Raw genomic sequence first — 16,565 nt, forward strand, 5'->3', positions numbered from 1 at the left:
ACCGACGTACCGGAGTGACGACCGGCACTCATGATGCGCAGTCTGCGCCAGTTAACGGGCCAGTAAAGGCTTGGTCGCGTCGGCACGACGATCTTCCGGCCTCCCGCTGCAGGCGAGTCAGGTCGCGGCGCACGGTGGACGCCGACACGCCCACCCGATCCGCGAGCGCGTCGACGCCGTTGACGCCGTCCTGCAGCAGCAGCGCGTCGTGACGGGCGCGGGTGGCCCGCCGGCTGCTGGCGTCGCTCATGGGTGGTGCCCGTCCTTCTCAGGACCCGTACGTCGCCCGGGGGTCCCGAGCGAGGCCCGGGCGAACCGACCGCCGAGGAGACCTACGTCAAGGAGGTCGCGGCCTCGCGCGCCGGAATCGTCGTCGTCCTGGCGGGCGGCTCGAAGCTCGGCCCGGCGACGCTGCCCGCCCGGCTACCGCTCGAGAGCGGTTGGACCGTGGTCACCGATGCGTCGGCGTCGAGTGTCGCCGTCGAGCGGCTCGGGTCCGGCGCGTCGGGTTGTCGTCACCGGCGCACCCGGTCGGAGTGGGCGCCCTCCGGTTGATGCGGGAGGGCGGCGTCGATCTCGTGCGGCCCGACATGCAGCTGCCCGACGTACAGCTGGAACTGGTGCGGCGCCGGCAGAACGGCCACCTCGTCGGCGGTTGTCTCGGGTCGTCGCGGGCGACCTCGACGCGGTGTGGCGGGCCACCGCGCTGGGGTGGATGCAGTACCTGCTCAAGCCATTCTCGTTCGAGGGGCAGCGCGGCAAGTTCGAGCAGTCCGCCGACCGCGCACAGGCGACTGCGCCGGCGAGGGGGTGCAGGACGAGATCGAGTACGGCTGGCCGCGGCGGGCTGATCGAGCAAGTCTTCGTTGCACCCGGCAGCGTCAGAGGAGTGGACGATCCCGACGCAGCCATTTGTCAGGGAAGAGCGGCGGCTCCGAGGCGGCGGCATTGGCGAACCACGGGCGGGGCGCCACGACTTCTGTAGGCCGTGAGGATGCGCCGACAAAAGCGGCCCACCACGAGAAAGAGCTGTTGCTGATCGCGCATGCGCGCGCCGAGGCCAGCGTGGACAGATCCTCCCACTCGTTTCCATCCTCGGCCGCGGACAGTGCGACGTTGGAGGGAAGGCCTCGCGAGGCCAGGAGGTCGAGGGCGGTGCTCGTGTCGTCGCTGACGACGCGCCAATCTGTGATGCCGAGGCGTTTGTGGCCGTCGCGGATCACGTCTACGAAGTAGTCCGGCGACGTAACGCCGTGATGGGCGTTCGCCCCGGTATTGGAGACGTAGTCGCCCAAGCGATAGTGGATGGCGCCATGATCGCCCGCCTGCGGACTGACCAGCCTCCGGTGTGCGGGGTTGGGGCTGTTGAGGAAGCGCGCGCGCAGTTCGGGCCACGCCTCCTCGACGTACGAGAGTCGCTGGAAGTAGCCGGCGAGCACGTGGGTTAGCCGTCCGACCCGGGCCAGGGCGTCATCGTCGGGACTGCGCTCGATGACCCGGTGGTTCATCAAGCGGTCACTGACTCGGCCCACCCGGGGCGTCGGTGCGCTAACGAGCTCGTCGCGGCGGAGGAGTCCCTCGAGCGCGAACGCACGCGGCGTCTCGCCGTCGACGGGGTTGGTGAGCCAATAGTCGGAGTAGTGGACGCGGCGGGGGAACCGGGACCTGACGACGATCCCAGCCGCGAGCTCGAACAACTGGTTGCCGAGACCACCCTGCAGGGGAATGGTGATCGCGGTTGCTGCCCGCGGCATCGGCAATCCCTCCGTCGTCACCATCGAGCTCCGGCTGTGTTCTGCGGAGTCTGTCACAGCGTCAGAACCATGAATGAGGGCCATGAAGAGCGGCCCCTACAATCGCGTGGTGTCGTCGATCGCTGTGTCCGTGGTCATCCCCAATTACAACAGAGGACATCTGATCCGCGCCGCCGTCGAGAGCGCCTTGTCATCCGGCGACGTGGCGGTCGAGGTGCTCGTCTGCGACGACGGCTCTACCGACGACTCGGAGTCCGTGGTGCGCGGCGTCGCCGACCCACGCGTCCGATGGCTGCCCGGAGCGCGTTCCGGTGGACCTGCCGTGCCGCGCAATCGTGGTGTCCGTGAAGCCAAGGGGGAGTGGGTCGCGTTCTTGGACAGCGACGACACTTGGCTGCCGGGCAAGCTCGACGCCCAGCTTCGCGAACTCCGCCGCACGGGCGACCGGGCCTGTTCCACCAACGCGTTTCGGTGCGTACCCGGCCAGTCGGGGTCCGCTGCGTTGCTGTACGACAGTCTGCCGTCAACGATCACGCTCGCCGACCAGCTGTCGACCAACTTCGTCATCACCAGCTCGATGGTGGCGTTGACCAGTGACCTCCGGCGGGTCGGCGGTTTCCCCGAAACATCCTCTCTTCAAGTCTACGAGGACTATGCGCTGTGGCTGCGCCTGGCACAGTTGGGGCCGATCCGCGCCCTGCCAACGCCGTACGTCCACTACCGGGACGACGTCGCGACCTCGATCCGAGGCGGAATGGCGCTCGAGTTGCGGTGCACTTTCAACGCACTGCGTGACTTTACGGCTTGGCGGCGCGCCCAGGACCCAGCCATCCGCGCTACGTGGCGAGAGCGCACCACGATGGCCAGGCAGGTTGCGGGTCTCGTCTCGGTGCGGGCGGTTGTGGCCCGGACAGTACGGTCGAGACAATGGAGGATGAGCTCCGCATGAGCCGGCGCGTCTGTGTATCCGCGGACCGCTCTGAGTTGGTGACCCGGCGATGAGCCCTCGTTGGATACGTCCACGCTTTGCGTCTGCGAACGCCGTCGGCCGCCTCGGAAGTCTCTCCGCGACCCTTGGCGTGGGAAGCGCCGTGCAGGTCCTCGGCGCCCTCGCGGGCTTCGTGACGCTCCCGGTCCTCGTGCACGCCCTTGGCGCCCCTGCCTTCGGGGTGCTTGTTGTTGTCGTCTCGCTCGCACCCTGGCTCACGGTCATCGACGGTGCGCTCTATCCCGCAACTCGCCTATTGGTGGGCGAGTCTCGAGAAGGGAGCGACGCGTATGTCGCCCCGCGACAACTGATGCGGTCAGCTCTCCGGCTCGCGCTCAGGATCGCGTGCATGAACCTCGCGACACTTGTCATCGCCGTCGTCGTCCTTCCACTGGTCGCGCTCTTCGGGTCGCAGGGTGTCGCCGACCGGGGGGAGCTCGTCGCGGCGATCCTGGCGTTTTCGCTGCCGATCGTGGCGAGCGGGCCAGGGGGTGTTTACCTCGGCGCTCTCGAGGGAGTGGGGCGGACGGTCGTCGCAGCCATTTTTGCGGGCCTCGGGCCGCTGGCGGCGCTTCCACTGACCCTCATTGCCACCTTCCTCAACGCAGATCTCGTGGTCCTCTGCGCCATTCAAGGCGTCGCTGTTGCATTACCCCGCACCTGTGCCTGGATCTACTGGCACCTGCGCCCGAGCCTGGATGTCTCAAGGGGTGCCACGTCCGGAGGGGGGCTGCGGTTGAGGCTGATCGGTCAGATGATCCTCTTGTCGACCGCGGTGCTCATCCAGACCGGCCTCGACCCGGTGATCGTTTCCAGCTTCTTGGGCGCTGAGGAGGCCGGTGTCTTCGGTGTTGCCAACCGCATCGTCAACGGCGCCCTGATTCCGCTCGTTGTGTTGTCGCCGCTTTTCGCCGCCAACCTAGCAGCGGCGCGCGCCTCCGGCTGGTCGCCGGACCGGAGCCGCGATCTCCGCCACCTCGTGCTGCAGGCTGGCGGGGCAGGTTTGCTGGTCGGAGCCTCAGTGTTATCGGTGGGACCGGTGCTCGCGCACATTCTCGGCGCCGGTCAGGTGGGGGTTCCGATCGACCTTTACGCTGCCGGTGCCGTATTCGTGTTTGCGACCTTTCTCAGCACACCTTTGTACCTGGCGTTCTCCGGACCGCGCGGCCTGCGCCGGTCGGTCCGCCTCAACATCGTCCTGGTCGTGCTGAACGTCTCCATTTCCCTCGTGCTCGTCAGAATCACAGGGGCCTCGGGTCCGCTGTGGGCGTCAGCGTTCGCGGGCCTCTGCGGGGCCGGCTACTGGTTGCTCATGTGGCGCCGCCATCCAGCTTGGTTGGGCGAGGTGCACGCACGAAGTGGACAATCAGATGCGGATCGAACTGCCGACAGCGCCGGTGAATGAACCGTGGTCGAGGGCCGTAGGTGACGTGTGCAGGCAACGGACGTCGCTGTTGCCAATGAATGCCGCGTTCATCAGCCAGTCCGCCGGCAGTAGTGCGCTCTGGGGCTCAAGCGTCACGTGATCGAACAAGGCGGCGATGGTGGTTGAACCGATGAGGTAAGCGCAAGTCGTATTCGTGGCTGGTCGACTCAGTTCGACCAACCCGTCGCTGATCCGTCGGCTCACACGCTCCGTCCGAAGGAGGCTCGTGCTGATACCCCCGGCGAGATCGGCGTAGACGCGTGCCAGGTCGCTGTCTCGGATGGCGGTCTCAAGAACGGTCCGGATACGTTCGTCGGAGTCAGGGCGGACTCGTGCGTCGTCCTCGAGCACGACGAGGACGTCGACGCGATCCTCCGCTGCGGCCCGCCACGCGAGTTGATGCTTAGAGCTGAGGGCTAGTTCAATGAAGGACCGCCGACCCGCCTTCGCCTGTTCCCGGGGTAGCGACAAAGCGGCCAGTCGGACGAGCAGTAGCCCGGCGCTAAGGAACCAACGCCTCCCGGCGCCGAGATGGTGGGCCCAGCGCCGTTCGAGCCGCCACTGCCGCACGCGGCGCGCAGCCACCTTCGCCGGAGGCAGCGAGCGCAGGGACGGCTGCCGGCCGATGTTACGAACCTCGACGTCACCGAACGCGCCAAGAGCCGTCGCGACAGTCGCGACCGTGTCGCGCACGGCGGCGAGGCGTCCCGGATCCCCATGATGGACTAGGACAAGGCGGATCCGTAGGGGCGCATCCGGCTCGTCGGTCGTCACCCTGACAGACTAACTGGCGTAATCGACCACAACGGCCGCAGGGAGGTGTGGAGTGCGAGTGCGCTGGGTGCTCGAGGACGCCGCCCGTCTCGGTGGTGTCGAGTCCGTCACGCGGACCTTGGTCGACGGGCTCCGGGCGCGGGGTCACGATGCCGCCGCCCTTTCCTGGTTCCCGGAGCCAGCCCCCTTTGCGGGCGGCAGACCGGTTCGTTGGCTCACCGCCAAGGTGCGCCGCGCACGCGCCCACGGCGCCGCCGCCGCCTCGATGGCGGACGAGCTACATCGTCAGCTGCTGGACACCCCCGAGCTCGTCGTCCTGCTGGACCCAGGATCGATGCCCGTCGCGAAGCACCTCCGCGGAGCGCCCCGCTGGGGGATCCACATGCACTGGTCGCCCGATCTCGTGCTGCGGCCGTGGCTGCACTTAGCGGGTGAAGGCGTACCGCCAGTGCTTCGACGGGTGGTGTCCTGGCGAATGCGGCAAGTGGCCAGGCGAAACCGACGAATCTTGAACCGCGCACCGTTCGTCGTCACGCTGACGCAGTCGCACACCAGGGCTCTGCACGAACTCGGCCCGAAGGTCCGCGAGGTGCCCAACCCGGCAGACCTTGCGGTCTCTCCACTTAGGGAGCCCAGCGCGACTCTTAGGGTCGTGTACCTGGGACGCATTTCCTACGAGAAGGGGCCTGATCTTTTCGTCAAGGCAGCGGCACACCTTAAGGATCATCCGGACCTGTCGTGGGTCATGGGGGGCGCCGGGCCGATGGATGGCCTGCTTCGTGACTGCGCCAACGAGATTGGCGCCCACATCGAGTTTCATGGCTGGGTGCGGGAGGCAAGAGCCCTACTCGAGTCTGCAGACGTCTTCGTGCTGCCGAGCCGGACGGAGGCGGTCCCGCTCGTTCTCGCCGAGGCGCTCGCTGCCGGCTGTCTCGTGGTCGCCGCAGACGCCGGTACCGGCGTCAGAGACGTGCTCTTGGAGGGTCGATTGGGCCGAATCGTGCCCGTCGACGACGTCGTCGCGTTGGCGGCCGCGATCGCTGACGCGGCAGCTGATCGACGATCCGGTCTAAGACCCGACGCGGCTGCCTTGCGCGAGCTGGTACAACGACACGATCCATTGAGGGTCTTGGGGCTGTGGGAGTCGACCGTCGCGGCGGTCGCGGGGAGCCCAGCTCCGCCGCGAAACGACTGCCTCCAGGCTGAGTGACGAAACAGTCGTTGCCGGGTAGCTGAATCAGCTCGGCGTCGTGGCGGATCGCTCATGACGCTTGCGGAGATCGAGCATGATGCAGCCGTATTCGACGTCGAAGCTCCGATGACCCTCCGCCGACCTAACGTCGACGTCGCGGACAACGTCTTCGGCATCGTTGACGATCGCGGCGGTCTTGATGTCGAACTGGTCCTCGACCAACTCGACCACGTGCGGCACCTCGAACAGTCTGTGCGCGTCAAATTCGATCCGCTGACGTCGGCTGATCGGAACGGAAAGATAGAACGTGCCGCCCGGTCGCACCATGCGCGCCAGGTTGTCGAACCCCTTGCGGTAGCCGTCGTAGTCGACTGGGTCGCCGTACCGACCGAGGCCGAAGTGCTCAAGCGTGTGAAGGCACGACAACGAGTCGGTGTAGTCGTCGAACTCCGGATCCGCGATCATGAGGTCCCGCTGAGTGAACGTGATGTTCTCCGCGGTCGTCGTGAGCGGCCGAATGTCGACGACCTCGATCGGCATGAACGCCGCGACGTGCGCGACGAAGCCGTCGACGCGGGAGCCCACGTCCACGTGACGCTCGGGTTTGGCTGCGTGAATCTGCTGGGCGACGAGGAGATCCTGGTGAAAGTACTGGCCCTTGGCGACGCCACTCACGTCGTACCTGTCGGACAGGCAGGGGTAGGCGTCACCCAATGGCCAGAGCGGGTCGTCTCCGGCCTGCGCCAAGAACGCCTTGCGGTTCTCCCGATACTTCTTGAGACCCCGCCCGCTGCTGTAGATCACGTAGGGCTCGATGCCTACGGCCTGCAGCGATCTCATCAACTTCATGGTCACCGATCCTGGCATAAGCGTCCGGCGTCGTTGCCCTTAGACCCGCTCAGCCGCTACGGCGCGCGCGGGCGGCGCTGCGGGCGCGGAGGCTCTGGTCCAGCTCCACCTTGCGGATCCGGACCGCGTCGGGGGTGACCTCGACGCACTCGTCCTCGCGGCAGAACTCGAGGCACTGCTCGAGGGAGAGCTTCTTGGGCGGGATCAGCTTCTCGAAGTTGTCGGCGGTGGAGGAGCGGACGTTGGTCTGCTTCTTCTCCTTGGTGATGTTGACGTCCATGTCGTCCTCACGGGAGTTCTCCCCGACGATCATGCCCTCGTAGACCTCGGTGGTCGGCTCGACGAACATGACCCCGCGCTCCTGCAGGTTCGTCATGGCGTACGACGTGGCCGCGCCCGCGCGGTCGGCGACGAGCGAGCCGGAGGCGCGGGAGCGGATCTCGCCGGCCCACGGCTCGTACTTCTCGAACACGTGGTGCGCGATGCCGGTGCCGCGGGTGTCGGTGAGGAACTCGGTGCGGAAGCCGATCAGGCCGCGGGCCGGCACGAGGAACTCCATGCGGACCCAGCCGGTGCCGTGGTTGGTCATCTGCTCCATGCGGCCCTTGCGGACGGCGAGGAGCTGGGTGATCGTGCCGAGGTATTCCTCGGGCGCGTCGATCGTCAGACGCTCGACCGGCTCGTGCACCTTGCCGTCGACCTCGCGGGTGACCACCTGCGGCCTGCCGACGGTCAGCTCATAGCCCTCGCGGCGCATCTGCTCGACCAGGATGGCCAGCGCGAGCTCGCCGCGGCCCTGGACCTCCCACGCGTCGGGGCGCTCGGTCGGCAGCACCTTGATCGACACGTTGCCGACCAGCTCGCTGTCGAGGCGGTCCTTCACCAGACGCGCGGTGACCTTGGTGCCCTTGGTCGGGCCGCGTCCGGCGAGCGGCGAGGTGTTGGTGCCGATGGTCATCGAGATGGCCGGCTCGTCGACGGTGATGAGCGGCAGCGCGACCGGGTTCTCCGGGTCGGCCAGCGTCTCGCCGATCATGATGTCCGGCATGCCGGCGATGGCGACGATGTCGCCCGGGCCGGCGGACTCGCCCGGCTTGCGCTCCAGCGCCTCGGTGACGAGCAGCTCGGTGACCTTGACGTTCTGCGTCGAGCCGTCGCGCTTCATCCACGCGACCTGCTGGCCCTTCTTGAGGGTGCCTTCCTTGACGCGCACCAGCGCGAGCCGGCCGAGGAACGGCGAGGAGTCGAGGTTGGTGACGTGGGCCTGGAGCGGCGCGCCGGCGTTGTACGTCGGGGCGGGGATGGTGTCGAGGATCGTCTTGAACAGCGGCTCGAGGTTGTCGCTGTCGGGCAGCCCGCCGTTCTCCGGCATCTCCAGCGACGCGCGGCCGGCCTTGGCGCTGGCGTACACAACCGGGAAGTCGAGGGCGTCGGCGCTGTGGCTGTCGTCGAGCAGGTCCATGAACAGCTCGTAGGTCTCGTCGACGACCTCGCTGATGCGGGCGTCGGAGCGGTCGACCTTGTTGACGACCAGCACGACCGGCAGGTCGGCGTTCAGCGCCTTGCGCAGCACGAAGCGCGTCTGCGGCAGCGGGCCCTCCGAGGCGTCGACCAGCAGCACGATGCCGTCGACCATCGAGAGGCCCCGCTCGACCTCGCCGCCGAAGTCCGCGTGGCCCGGGGTGTCGATGATGTTGATCGTCATCGGCTCGCCGCCGGCGGCCTCGCCGGTGTAGCGGATCGCGGTGTTCTTCGCGAGGATCGTGATGCCCTTCTCGCGCTCCAGGTCGCCGGAGTCCATCGCCCGCTCGTCGACGTGCTGGTGCTCGCCGAAGGCGCCGCCCTGCCAGAGCATGGCGTCGACCAGGGTGGTCTTGCCGTGGTCGACGTGCGCGACGATCGCGACGTTGCGCAGGTCGTTGCGGCGGGAGTTCTCGGGCATGGCTCTGCTTTCGGGCGGAGGGCGGGTTGTCGGGCTCGACCGGCACGCGCGCTGCGCGCACGCCAGAAGCCGCAGGCGAGTCTACCCGCGCAGCTCGACCACGATTCGCACCGGAGCCTGCCCGGCCGCCTGCCGGCCCCACGCCGCGGCGACGTCGTCGAGGGGCACCACCTCGTGGTCGACGTGCAGCCGCCCCGCGGCGGCATGGCCGAGCAGGGTGCGCAGCGTCTCGGCCTTCTGTCCCACCGATACCGCGTTGTTGGTGTAGCCGAGCACCGCCGCGGTCCGGCTGCGCAGGTCGGCGGACACGACCTCCAGGCCGGGCGCCGCCGAGCTGCCCAGGTTGACCAGACGGCCGTGCTCGCCGAGCAACCTCACCCCGGCGGAGCCGGGCACGCCCGCCAGCGGGTCGAGCACGACGTCGACCGGCCCGTCGGCGACCTCGCGCACCCGCGCCACGACGTCGGCGACGGAGTCACCGTCCTCGAGCGCCACCACCGCGTCGGCCCCGGCCTGCCGGGCGCGGGCGCGCGCTCCGGCCGAGCGTGCCGCCGCGAGGACGCGGCGGGCGCCGAGCAGCCGGGCAGCCTGCACCCCGACCTGGCCGACGACCCCGCCGGCGCCGAGGACGAGCACCTGCTCGCCCTCCTGGAGCTCGGCCCGTGCCGCGAGCGCCAGCCAGGCCGCCACCCCGGACAGACCGATCGCGGCGACGTGCTCCGCGGGCACGTCGTGGTCACCGAGGTCGACGAGGTCCGCCGCCGGGCGGTGCACCGTCGTCGCGAGCGCCCCGTCGCCGGGCTGCATGCCAGCGTCGGTGGGGAACCAGACCCGCGAGCCGGGCTTCAGCGTGGGGTGGGCCACGACCTCGCCGACGCCTTGCACGCCGGGGACATAGGGCAGCGCGGGCGGTCCGAAGTACGACGTACCGCCGGCGCAGAGCAGGTCCAGCGGCGTCAGCGGCACGGCGGTCACCCGGACGACCGCGTCGCCCGTCCCGACGGGGTCGGCGCGTTCCTCGACGGCGGGCGCATCGCCGTGGGCCCGCAGCACGGCCGCGCGGACGGGCCCGGTCACGTCGCGATGTCCGGGTAGGGGAGCGAGAAGTGCTCGAGCGCCTTGGCGTAGGCGAGCTGGAAGCCGAGCGGCTCGTCGTGGTCGCGCTCGAACATCGCGATGAACAGCGTGAGCGTCAGGAACGGGTGCGCGCCCATCGAGAACAGCGTCGGGTAGTCGTGCGTGGCCAGGGCCTCGCGCTCGGCGTCGTCGAACCGCAGCCACGTGCTGCGCTCGTCGACGTGGCAGTTGAGGATCACGTTGGCGCGCTCGGCCTCCCACCACTCGACGGTGCCGCGCGGGTCGGTGCGGTAGCGCTCGACCAGGTCGGGGTCGCGGTCGACGGTGAAGAGGAACTTGTCCAGCAGGTACTTGCTCATGAGGCCGGCACTCCCTTCGGGTACCAGGTGAAGTACGCCTCCATCGTGTGGAACAGGTCGAGCGAGTCGACGTGGTCGGCCTGCTGGCCGTCGCCGGCGGCGCCCATCATCAGCATGAAGTCCATGAAGCCGTGCGTGGCGTTGCCGGGCGTGTGCAGGCTGTCGAGCGTGACCTCGGCGAGGCAGCCCTCCACGTCGCCGCGGGCGATCCAGTCGACGGCCTTCCGGTCGAACTCCGGGTCGGGCCCGTGCGGGCCGAACTGGCGCGGCCCGCCGAGCTCGAGCGACAGGTGGCCGGTGCCGATGATCGCGACCCGCTGGTCGGACGGCCAGGACTCGACCATCGCCCGGATCTGCCGGCCGAGCGCGACGAAGCGCTTCGGCTGCGGGAGCGGCGGCGCGAAGATGTTGGTGTAGATCGGCACGATCGGCAGGTCGGCGCCGGGGCGCAGCGTGATGATCGGGCAGGTGATGCTGTGGTCGATCCGGAGCTCGTTGCTGAACGCCAGGTCGAAGCCGGCGTCGAGCCCCTCGCGCAGGATGTGCTCCGAGAGCGCCTCCTCGCCGGCGAGGTGGAACCGCGGCAGGCCGAACTCGCGCTCCTCGTTGTACCAGTTGGCGTCGTACGCCGGAGCCTTGCCGACGAGGAACTGCGGCATGTTGTCCAGCCAGAGCTGGTGGAAGTGGTCGCTGCCGACCATGACGAGCACGTCCGGGCGTGCCCGGGTGAGCGTCTCGCGGAACCGCTCGATCTTCTCGACCCAGGCGTCCGCGAACGGTGGCCGGTCGACGCCGGTCGCCGTGCTGGCGCGGTAGTAGAACGGGTGGTGCGTGGACGCGATGACCGCGACGACCTCCGCCATGTGTCCCCTCCCTCTCGGTCCGTCCCCTCGGGGCTCAGCCTTCGCTCTCGGCGTCGAGGTACGTCGACGCCCGGTCCACGTGCAGGTAGATGTCGCGGGCCAGCGGATGCACCTGCTCCTCCGCGATCTGGCCCAGGAGTCCCGCCGTCCGCGCCAGCAGCGCGACGCCGCGCAGCAGCGCGGGCGGCAGGTCGAGGTCGGCGAGCGCGGCGCCACAGACGCCGGCACCGTTGAGCGGCAGCCGACGACCCAGCACCTGCTCGTGCACCCGGCCGATCGCCGCGAACAGCCGCAGGTGCGGGCCGAGCAGGCCCTCCTCCTGCGCGATCGCGAACAACCGGGGCGTGCGCGGGTCGCGGTCCTTGTGCACCGGGTGCCCCAAGCCGGGGACGAACCGTCCCGCCTCGCGCTGGGCGCGGACCGCGGCCAGGGCCAGCTCGTCCCAGGCCCCGTCGGGGGCGTCGTCCGCGGGTCGGTCCTCCGCGTGCTCGGCGAGGACGTCGGCCAGGAACCGGCCGCAGTCCTCGGTGACGCCGAGGAATCGCGAGCCGCCACCGAGCAGCCCGGAGGCGATCGCGCCCTGCAGGGAGTCGGGCGCGGAGAGCCACGTCATGCGGGCCGCGATCGCGGTCGGCGTGAAGCCGTGGTCGGCGAGCGCGACCAGCACGGCCTCGAAGACGCGGACCTCGCCCTTGGTGGGTCGCCGGCGCGCGAGCAGCCAGAACGCCAGCTCGCCGAAGCCGACGCTGCCCATCAGGTCCTCGGCGAGGTCGTGGCCGAACAGCGAGATGGTCTCGGGCGTCGAGGCGCCCAGGGACGTGGGGTAGGCGTGCTCGGTCACGGCAGCTCCTCGCGCGGGGCGGCGAGCCAGGCGCGGACGTCGTCGCCGTGCTCGTCGAGCAGCGGCGGTGCGGAGTGGTAGCTGGTCGGGGTCTCGGAGAACGTCACCGGGTTGCGCACGCTGGGGATGACCCGGTCACCCGTGCCGACCTCGACGACCGGGTCGAGGCCGAGCTCGGTCGCGAAGGCCACGCCTTCGGCCACGGTGTTGATCGGCCCGCAGGGGACGCCCGCGTCGATCAGCTCGCGGAACCACTCGTCGCGGTTGCGGGTGGCCAGCCGCTCGACGAGGAGCGGGCGCAGAGCCTCGCGGTTGGCGGTGCGGTCCTGGTTGGTGGCGAACCGCTCGTCCTCGGCCACCTCGGGGATGCCGAGCACCCGGCACAGCCGCGCGAACTGGTTGTCGTTGCCGGAGGTGACGATCAGCTCGCCGTCGGCGGTGGGCAGCGGCTCGTAGGGGAACAGGCTCGGGTGCGAGTTGCCCATCCGGGTCGGCACGGTGCCGCCGGCGACGTACGCGCTGGCCTGGTTGACCAGGCCCGACAGGGCGGTCGACAGCAGGTTGACCTCGACGTGCTGGCCGCGTCCGGACACGTGCCGGTGCCGCAGCGCCGCGAGCACGCCGATGGTGGCCTGCATCCCCGACATCACGTCGAAGATCGAGATCCCGGCGCGGTACGGCGGGCCGTCGGGGGAGCCGGTGAGGCTCATCAGCCCCGAGATCGCCTGCACCATGAGGTCGTAGCCCGGCAGTGCGGCGCCGCCACCGGATCCGAAGCCCGTGATGGAGGCGTAGACGACGCTCGGGTTGGTGGCGCTCACGGCGGCGTAGTCGAGGCCGTACTTGGCCAGCCCGCCCGGCTTGAAGTTCTCGAGCACGACGTCGGCCCGGGCCGCGAGCTCGCGCGCGAGCTCGTTGTCGTGAGCGTCGCGCAGGTCGAGCGCGACCGACCGCTTGTTGCGGTTGACGCCGAGGTAGTAGGTCGACTCGCCGTCACGCACGGGCGGCACCCAGGTGCGGGTGTCGTCGCCGCCCGGGCTCTCGACCTTGACCACGTCGGCGCCCATGTCCGCCATCAGCATGCTGGCGTAGGGCCCCGCGAGGATGCGGGAGAAGTCGGCGACGAGCACCCCGGCCAGGGGACCTTCCGACATCCGGGCGACCTCCTCGTGGTCGGGCGCTGACCGTTCTGCGGACAACTGTCCGTCGCGAGTCTTCTCCGCGCCCGGAGGGGTGTCAAGGGTGGGTCAGGCGGAGCCGGCGACCGCGGTGGGCAGCGTGTCGAGGAGCGCGAAGTCGGCGCTGATCGCGCTCGCGGTGTGCAGCAGGCGCGGGAGGTGCTCGTCGAGCAGCACCTCGACGGGCGTCTCGGCGGCGTGCACGGTCACGTTGACGGCGGCCACCACGCGCCCGGCGCCGTCGCGCAGCGGCGCGGCGATCGAGCGGATCCCGCCGGCGAGCTGCTGGTCGGTCAGGGCCCAGCCGCGGGCGCGCACCTCGCGCAGCCCCTCGTCGATCGCGGCGCGGTCCGGCTGTGCCTTGGGCGTGATCCCCGAACGGCTCGGGTGGGCCAGGGTCGCGTCGAGCTCCTCGGGGGTGAGCCCGGCCAGGAGCACCTTGCCGAGAGACGTGACAGGAGCGGGGAAACGCGTCCCGATGGACACGGCGAAGGTGATGATCTTCGGCACCGCCACCCGGGCGACGTACACGATGTCGGACCCGTCGAGCTGGGCGATCGAGGACGACTCGTGGGTCTGTCCGACGAGTCGCTCGAGGTGCGGACGGGCGACGTCCCAGAGCCCGGTGGACTGGACGTAGGTGGTGCCGAGATCGAGCACGCGTGGCGTGAGCGTGTAGCCGCCGGCGGTGCTGCGGGCGTAGCCGAGCCCCTCGAGGGTGACCAGGATCCGGCGGACCGTGGGGCGCGCGAGGCCGGTCGTCGCGGCGAGCTCGCTCAGCGTCATGGCGGGTCGGCCGGGGCCGAACGCCGTGATCACGTCGAACCCGCGCGCGATCGCCTCGATGAAGTCCGGGTCGGCGTCGCGGCGGGGCATGCCAGGAGGGTAGCCCACCCTTGACAGGGTGAGCGCCGTCACATCATCGTGAAGTCGTTCGCTGTCCGGACAAGTGTCCGGACATGGCCCGGGCGTGGGGAGCGCTCCCGGAGGAGGGGTGGTCGTGATGGCGGAGCAGGTGGCGGCGGGGCGTCCGGTGGTCCTGCGGGGCGGGACCGTGCTGCCGATGGACGGCACGCGCAGCGTGCTGACCGACACCGACGTGCTGGTGGTCGGCCAGCGCATCGAGGCGGTGGGACCGCGGCTGGCCGCCCCCGACGACGCGTTGGAGATCGACGCGTCCGGCGGCATCGTGATGCCGGGGATGGTCGACACGCACCGGCACATGTGGCAGACCGCCATGCGGGCGTACGGCGCCGACTGGACCCTGACCCAGTACTTCGTCTGGTACTACCTCGAGCACGGCAAGGCCTTCCGTCCCGAGGACATCTACGCCGGCAACCTGCTCTCCGCGGTGGACGCGCTCGACGCGGGCGTGACCACGACGGTCGACTGGTCGCACGGCCTGCAGACCGCGCAGCACGCGGACGCCGCCGTCGATGCGCTCGAGTCCGTGCCCGGACGGTTCGTGCTCGCCTACGGCAACATCCAGGCCGGTCCCTGGGAGTGGTCGACGAGCTCGGCCTTCCGGGACTTCGTCGAGCGCCGGATGAAGCGCACCGACATGCTCGGCTTCCAGATGGCGTTCGACGTGACCGGCGACCCGTCCTTCCCGGAGAAGGCCGCGTTCGAGGTGGCGCGCGACCTCGACGTCGCGGTCACCACGCACGCAGGCGTGTGGGGCGCGACCAACGACGACGGCATCCGGCTCATGCACGAGCACGGCTTCATGGACCCGCGCAACATCTACGTCCACGCCGCGACGCTCTCGGGCGACTCCTACCAGCGCATCGCGGCCAGCGGCGGCACCGTCTCGGTCGCCACCGAGAGCGAGCAGAGCTGCGGCCAGGGCTACCCGCCCACCTGGGTGCTGCGCGAGCACGACATCAAGGTGGCGATGTCGATGGACACGAGTGTCTGGCAGAGCGGTGACCTGTTCTCCGCCATGCGCGCGACGCTCGGCGCGGACCGGTCGCGGGAGCACCTCGAGGCGCACGCCCACGGTGACACGGTGACCAACTGCCACCTGCGCGCCGACCAGGTCGTCGAGTGGGCGACCCGAGGCGGGGCCGAGGCGCTGGGGCTGGGTGACGTCGTCGGCAGCCTCGAGGCCGGCAAGAAGGCCGACGTGGTGCTGATCAAGAACGACCGGTCGCCGGTGATGTTCCCGATCATCAACCCCTACGGCCACGTCGCGCTGCAGGCCCAGCGCGGTGACGTGCACACCGTCCTCGTCGACGGCCGTGTGGTGAAGCACGACGGTGCGCTGGTCGACGTCGACCTCGCCTCCGTCCGCCGTACCGTCGAGGCGACCGTGGACCACCTGCGCGGCGCCCTCGGCGAGGAGGCGTGGGTGGCGGGCATGCACCCCGAGATCCCCGAGAGCAAGGTCCTCGACAACCCCTACCAGTACACCGAGTACCGCAGCGACAGCACGCACAAGGTCTGAGCGGGGGCTCGTACCGTGGCGGCATGAGCAACGCCGCCCTCGTCGATCTGCTGCGCGAGGCGACCCGCGTCGTCGGCTTCACCGGCGCGGGCGTGTCCACCGAGTCCGGGATCCCCGACTTCCGCTCACCCGGCGGCGTGTGGAGCCGCTTCGACCCGTTGGACTTCACGTTCAGCCGGTACGTCGGGTCGGCGGAGGTGCGCGCCCGGTCCTGGGAGATGCGGCGGGAGTTCTTCGCGACCCCGTTCGAGCCCAACCCGGCGCACCACGCGTTCGCGGCCCTGGAGGCAGCGGGACGCTGCCGTGGTGTGGTCACGCAGAACATCGACGGGCTGCACCAGGCCGCCGGGTCCCGCGAGGTGGTCGAGCTGCACGGCACCGCGACCGAGGTGATGTGCATCGGCCACGCGCCCGCGATGGGCACGCCCGACGGCTGCGGCTTCCGGCAGACCAACGCGTGGGCCCTCGCGCAGGTCGACGCCGGCGACCCCGACCCGGCCTGCCCGCTGTGCGGCGGGCTGGTGAAGTCGGCGACGGTGTCGTTCGAGCAGGTGCTGTTCCCGGGCGTCGTCGAGCGCGCCTACGGCCTCGCCGCCACCTGCGACCTGATGATCGCGGCCGGCTCGTCGCTGCAGGTCTACCCGGCCGCCGGGCTTCCCGAGGTCGCGGTCGGGCACGGCGCGCGGCTCGTGATCGTCAACGACGAGGAGACGCCGCTGGACGACCTGGCGACGGTAGTCGTACGAGGGAACGCGGGGGAGACGCTCGGCCCCGCGGTCGCGGAGGTCCTGGGCAACGGACGGGCGGCGCGGCTAGGTTGACCCTATGGTCGACTCCGGGACAACCATCACGTCCGTTCGTCAGGTCCTTGATCAC

Annotated in this window: 17 protein-coding genes; 5 read left to right on the top strand and 12 right to left on the bottom strand. The window is 70.0% G+C overall.

From position 1 onward, the window contains the following. Positions 1–28: 28 nt before the first annotated feature. The 3 genes from ETU37_RS05780 to ETU37_RS05785 form a co-directional block, all read right to left on the bottom strand. Positions 29–250, bottom strand: a complete 222-nt coding sequence (locus tag ETU37_RS05780) for a DeoR family transcriptional regulator (protein ID WP_129986251.1) — start codon at positions 248–250, stop codon at positions 29–31. Between the two features lie 265 nt (positions 251–515). Continuing rightward, on the bottom strand, positions 516–644 hold the full coding sequence (locus tag ETU37_RS23825; protein ID WP_276319670.1) for a hypothetical protein: 129 nt from the start codon (positions 642–644) through the stop codon (positions 516–518). 237 nt (positions 645–881) lie between these two features. Further along, positions 882–1,778 carry an alpha-1,2-fucosyltransferase gene (locus tag ETU37_RS05785; RefSeq protein ID WP_165372416.1) on the bottom strand — a complete coding sequence of 299 codons (897 nt, stop codon included), beginning with the start codon at positions 1,776–1,778 and terminating at the stop codon, positions 882–884. Positions 1,779–1,863: 85 nt separating this feature from the next. On the opposite strand from ETU37_RS05785, the gene ETU37_RS05790 reads away from it, so the two are divergent. Together ETU37_RS05790 and ETU37_RS05795 are read left to right on the top strand one after the other, a co-directional pair. Beyond that, positions 1,864–2,703, top strand: coding sequence for a glycosyltransferase family 2 protein (locus ETU37_RS05790; protein ID WP_165372417.1), 840 nt, complete (start codon positions 1,864–1,866; stop codon positions 2,701–2,703). A gap of 142 nt (positions 2,704–2,845) precedes the next feature. Further along, positions 2,846–4,147: an MATE family efflux transporter gene (locus ETU37_RS05795; RefSeq protein ID WP_129986257.1), complete on the top strand. Its 1,302-nt coding sequence runs from the start codon at positions 2,846–2,848 to the stop codon at positions 4,145–4,147. Here ETU37_RS05795 and ETU37_RS05800 read toward each other — a convergent pair. Next, on the bottom strand, positions 4,109–4,942 hold the full coding sequence (locus tag ETU37_RS05800; RefSeq protein WP_129986259.1) for a hypothetical protein: 834 nt from the start codon (positions 4,940–4,942) through the stop codon (positions 4,109–4,111). The two genes, ETU37_RS05795 and ETU37_RS05800, sit on opposite strands and share 39 nt — an antisense overlap. A gap of 67 nt (positions 4,943–5,009) precedes the next feature. Between ETU37_RS05800 and ETU37_RS05805 the strand changes: the two genes are divergently transcribed. Continuing rightward, positions 5,010–6,152, top strand: a complete 1,143-nt coding sequence (locus tag ETU37_RS05805; protein WP_165372418.1) for a glycosyltransferase family 4 protein — start codon at positions 5,010–5,012, stop codon at positions 6,150–6,152. A gap of 27 nt (positions 6,153–6,179) precedes the next feature. Here the strand turns inward: ETU37_RS05805 and ETU37_RS05810 are convergent, their stop codons facing one another. The 8 genes from ETU37_RS05810 to ETU37_RS05845 all read right to left on the bottom strand — a co-directional run bounded on the left by ETU37_RS05810 (position 6,180) and on the right by ETU37_RS05845 (position 14,119). Then, positions 6,180–6,983 (bottom strand): DUF268 domain-containing protein, encoded by an 804-nt coding sequence (locus ETU37_RS05810; RefSeq protein WP_165372419.1) that lies wholly within the window; start codon positions 6,981–6,983, stop codon positions 6,180–6,182. A 49-nt stretch (positions 6,984–7,032) separates the two neighbouring features. Continuing rightward, positions 7,033–8,925, bottom strand: coding sequence for a translational GTPase TypA (typA, locus tag ETU37_RS05815; RefSeq protein WP_129986265.1), 1,893 nt, complete (start codon positions 8,923–8,925; stop codon positions 7,033–7,035). 81 nt (positions 8,926–9,006) lie between these two features. Beyond that, positions 9,007–10,002 (bottom strand): zinc-binding dehydrogenase, encoded by a 996-nt coding sequence (locus tag ETU37_RS05820; RefSeq protein ID WP_129986267.1) that lies wholly within the window; start codon positions 10,000–10,002, stop codon positions 9,007–9,009. Then, the gene (locus tag ETU37_RS05825; RefSeq protein WP_129986269.1) at positions 9,999–10,361 is read right to left on the bottom strand and encodes a hypothetical protein; all 363 of its coding nucleotides are present in this window, start codon (positions 10,359–10,361) and stop codon (positions 9,999–10,001) included. The genes ETU37_RS05820 and ETU37_RS05825 overlap by 4 nt, the downstream gene beginning before the upstream one ends. Next, entirely contained in the window at positions 10,358–11,224 is an 867-nt protein-coding gene (locus ETU37_RS05830; RefSeq protein WP_129986271.1) for a DODA-type extradiol aromatic ring-opening family dioxygenase, read from the bottom strand. Before ETU37_RS05830 ends, ETU37_RS05825 begins: the two co-directional genes overlap by 4 nt. 34 nt (positions 11,225–11,258) lie before the next feature. After that, positions 11,259–12,065, bottom strand: coding sequence for a citryl-CoA lyase (locus tag ETU37_RS05835; RefSeq protein ID WP_129986273.1), 807 nt, complete (start codon positions 12,063–12,065; stop codon positions 11,259–11,261). Continuing rightward, positions 12,062–13,219: a CaiB/BaiF CoA transferase family protein gene (locus tag ETU37_RS05840; protein WP_129986275.1), complete on the bottom strand. Its 1,158-nt coding sequence runs from the start codon at positions 13,217–13,219 to the stop codon at positions 12,062–12,064. Before ETU37_RS05840 ends, ETU37_RS05835 begins: the two co-directional genes overlap by 4 nt. Positions 13,220–13,312: 93 nt before the next feature. Further along, positions 13,313–14,119 carry an IclR family transcriptional regulator domain-containing protein gene (locus tag ETU37_RS05845; protein WP_129986277.1) on the bottom strand — a complete coding sequence of 269 codons (807 nt, stop codon included), beginning with the start codon at positions 14,117–14,119 and terminating at the stop codon, positions 13,313–13,315. Between the two features lie 127 nt (positions 14,120–14,246). Here ETU37_RS05845 and ETU37_RS05850 point away from each other — a divergent pair, with 127 nt between their 5' ends. Further along, complete coding sequence (locus ETU37_RS05850) at positions 14,247–15,689, top strand: amidohydrolase family protein (protein WP_129986468.1); 1,443 nt, start codon at positions 14,247–14,249, stop codon at positions 15,687–15,689. Positions 15,690–15,712: 23 nt separating this feature from the next. Next, positions 15,713–16,510 carry an SIR2 family NAD-dependent protein deacylase gene (locus ETU37_RS05855; protein WP_129986279.1) on the top strand — a complete coding sequence of 266 codons (798 nt, stop codon included), beginning with the start codon at positions 15,713–15,715 and terminating at the stop codon, positions 16,508–16,510. Positions 16,511–16,565 lie beyond the last annotated feature (55 nt).

Origin of the sequence: Nocardioides iriomotensis (assembly GCF_004168035.1) — a bacterium.
Classification (GTDB): Bacteria; Actinomycetota; Actinomycetes; order Propionibacteriales; family Nocardioidaceae; genus Nocardioides_B; species Nocardioides_B iriomotensis.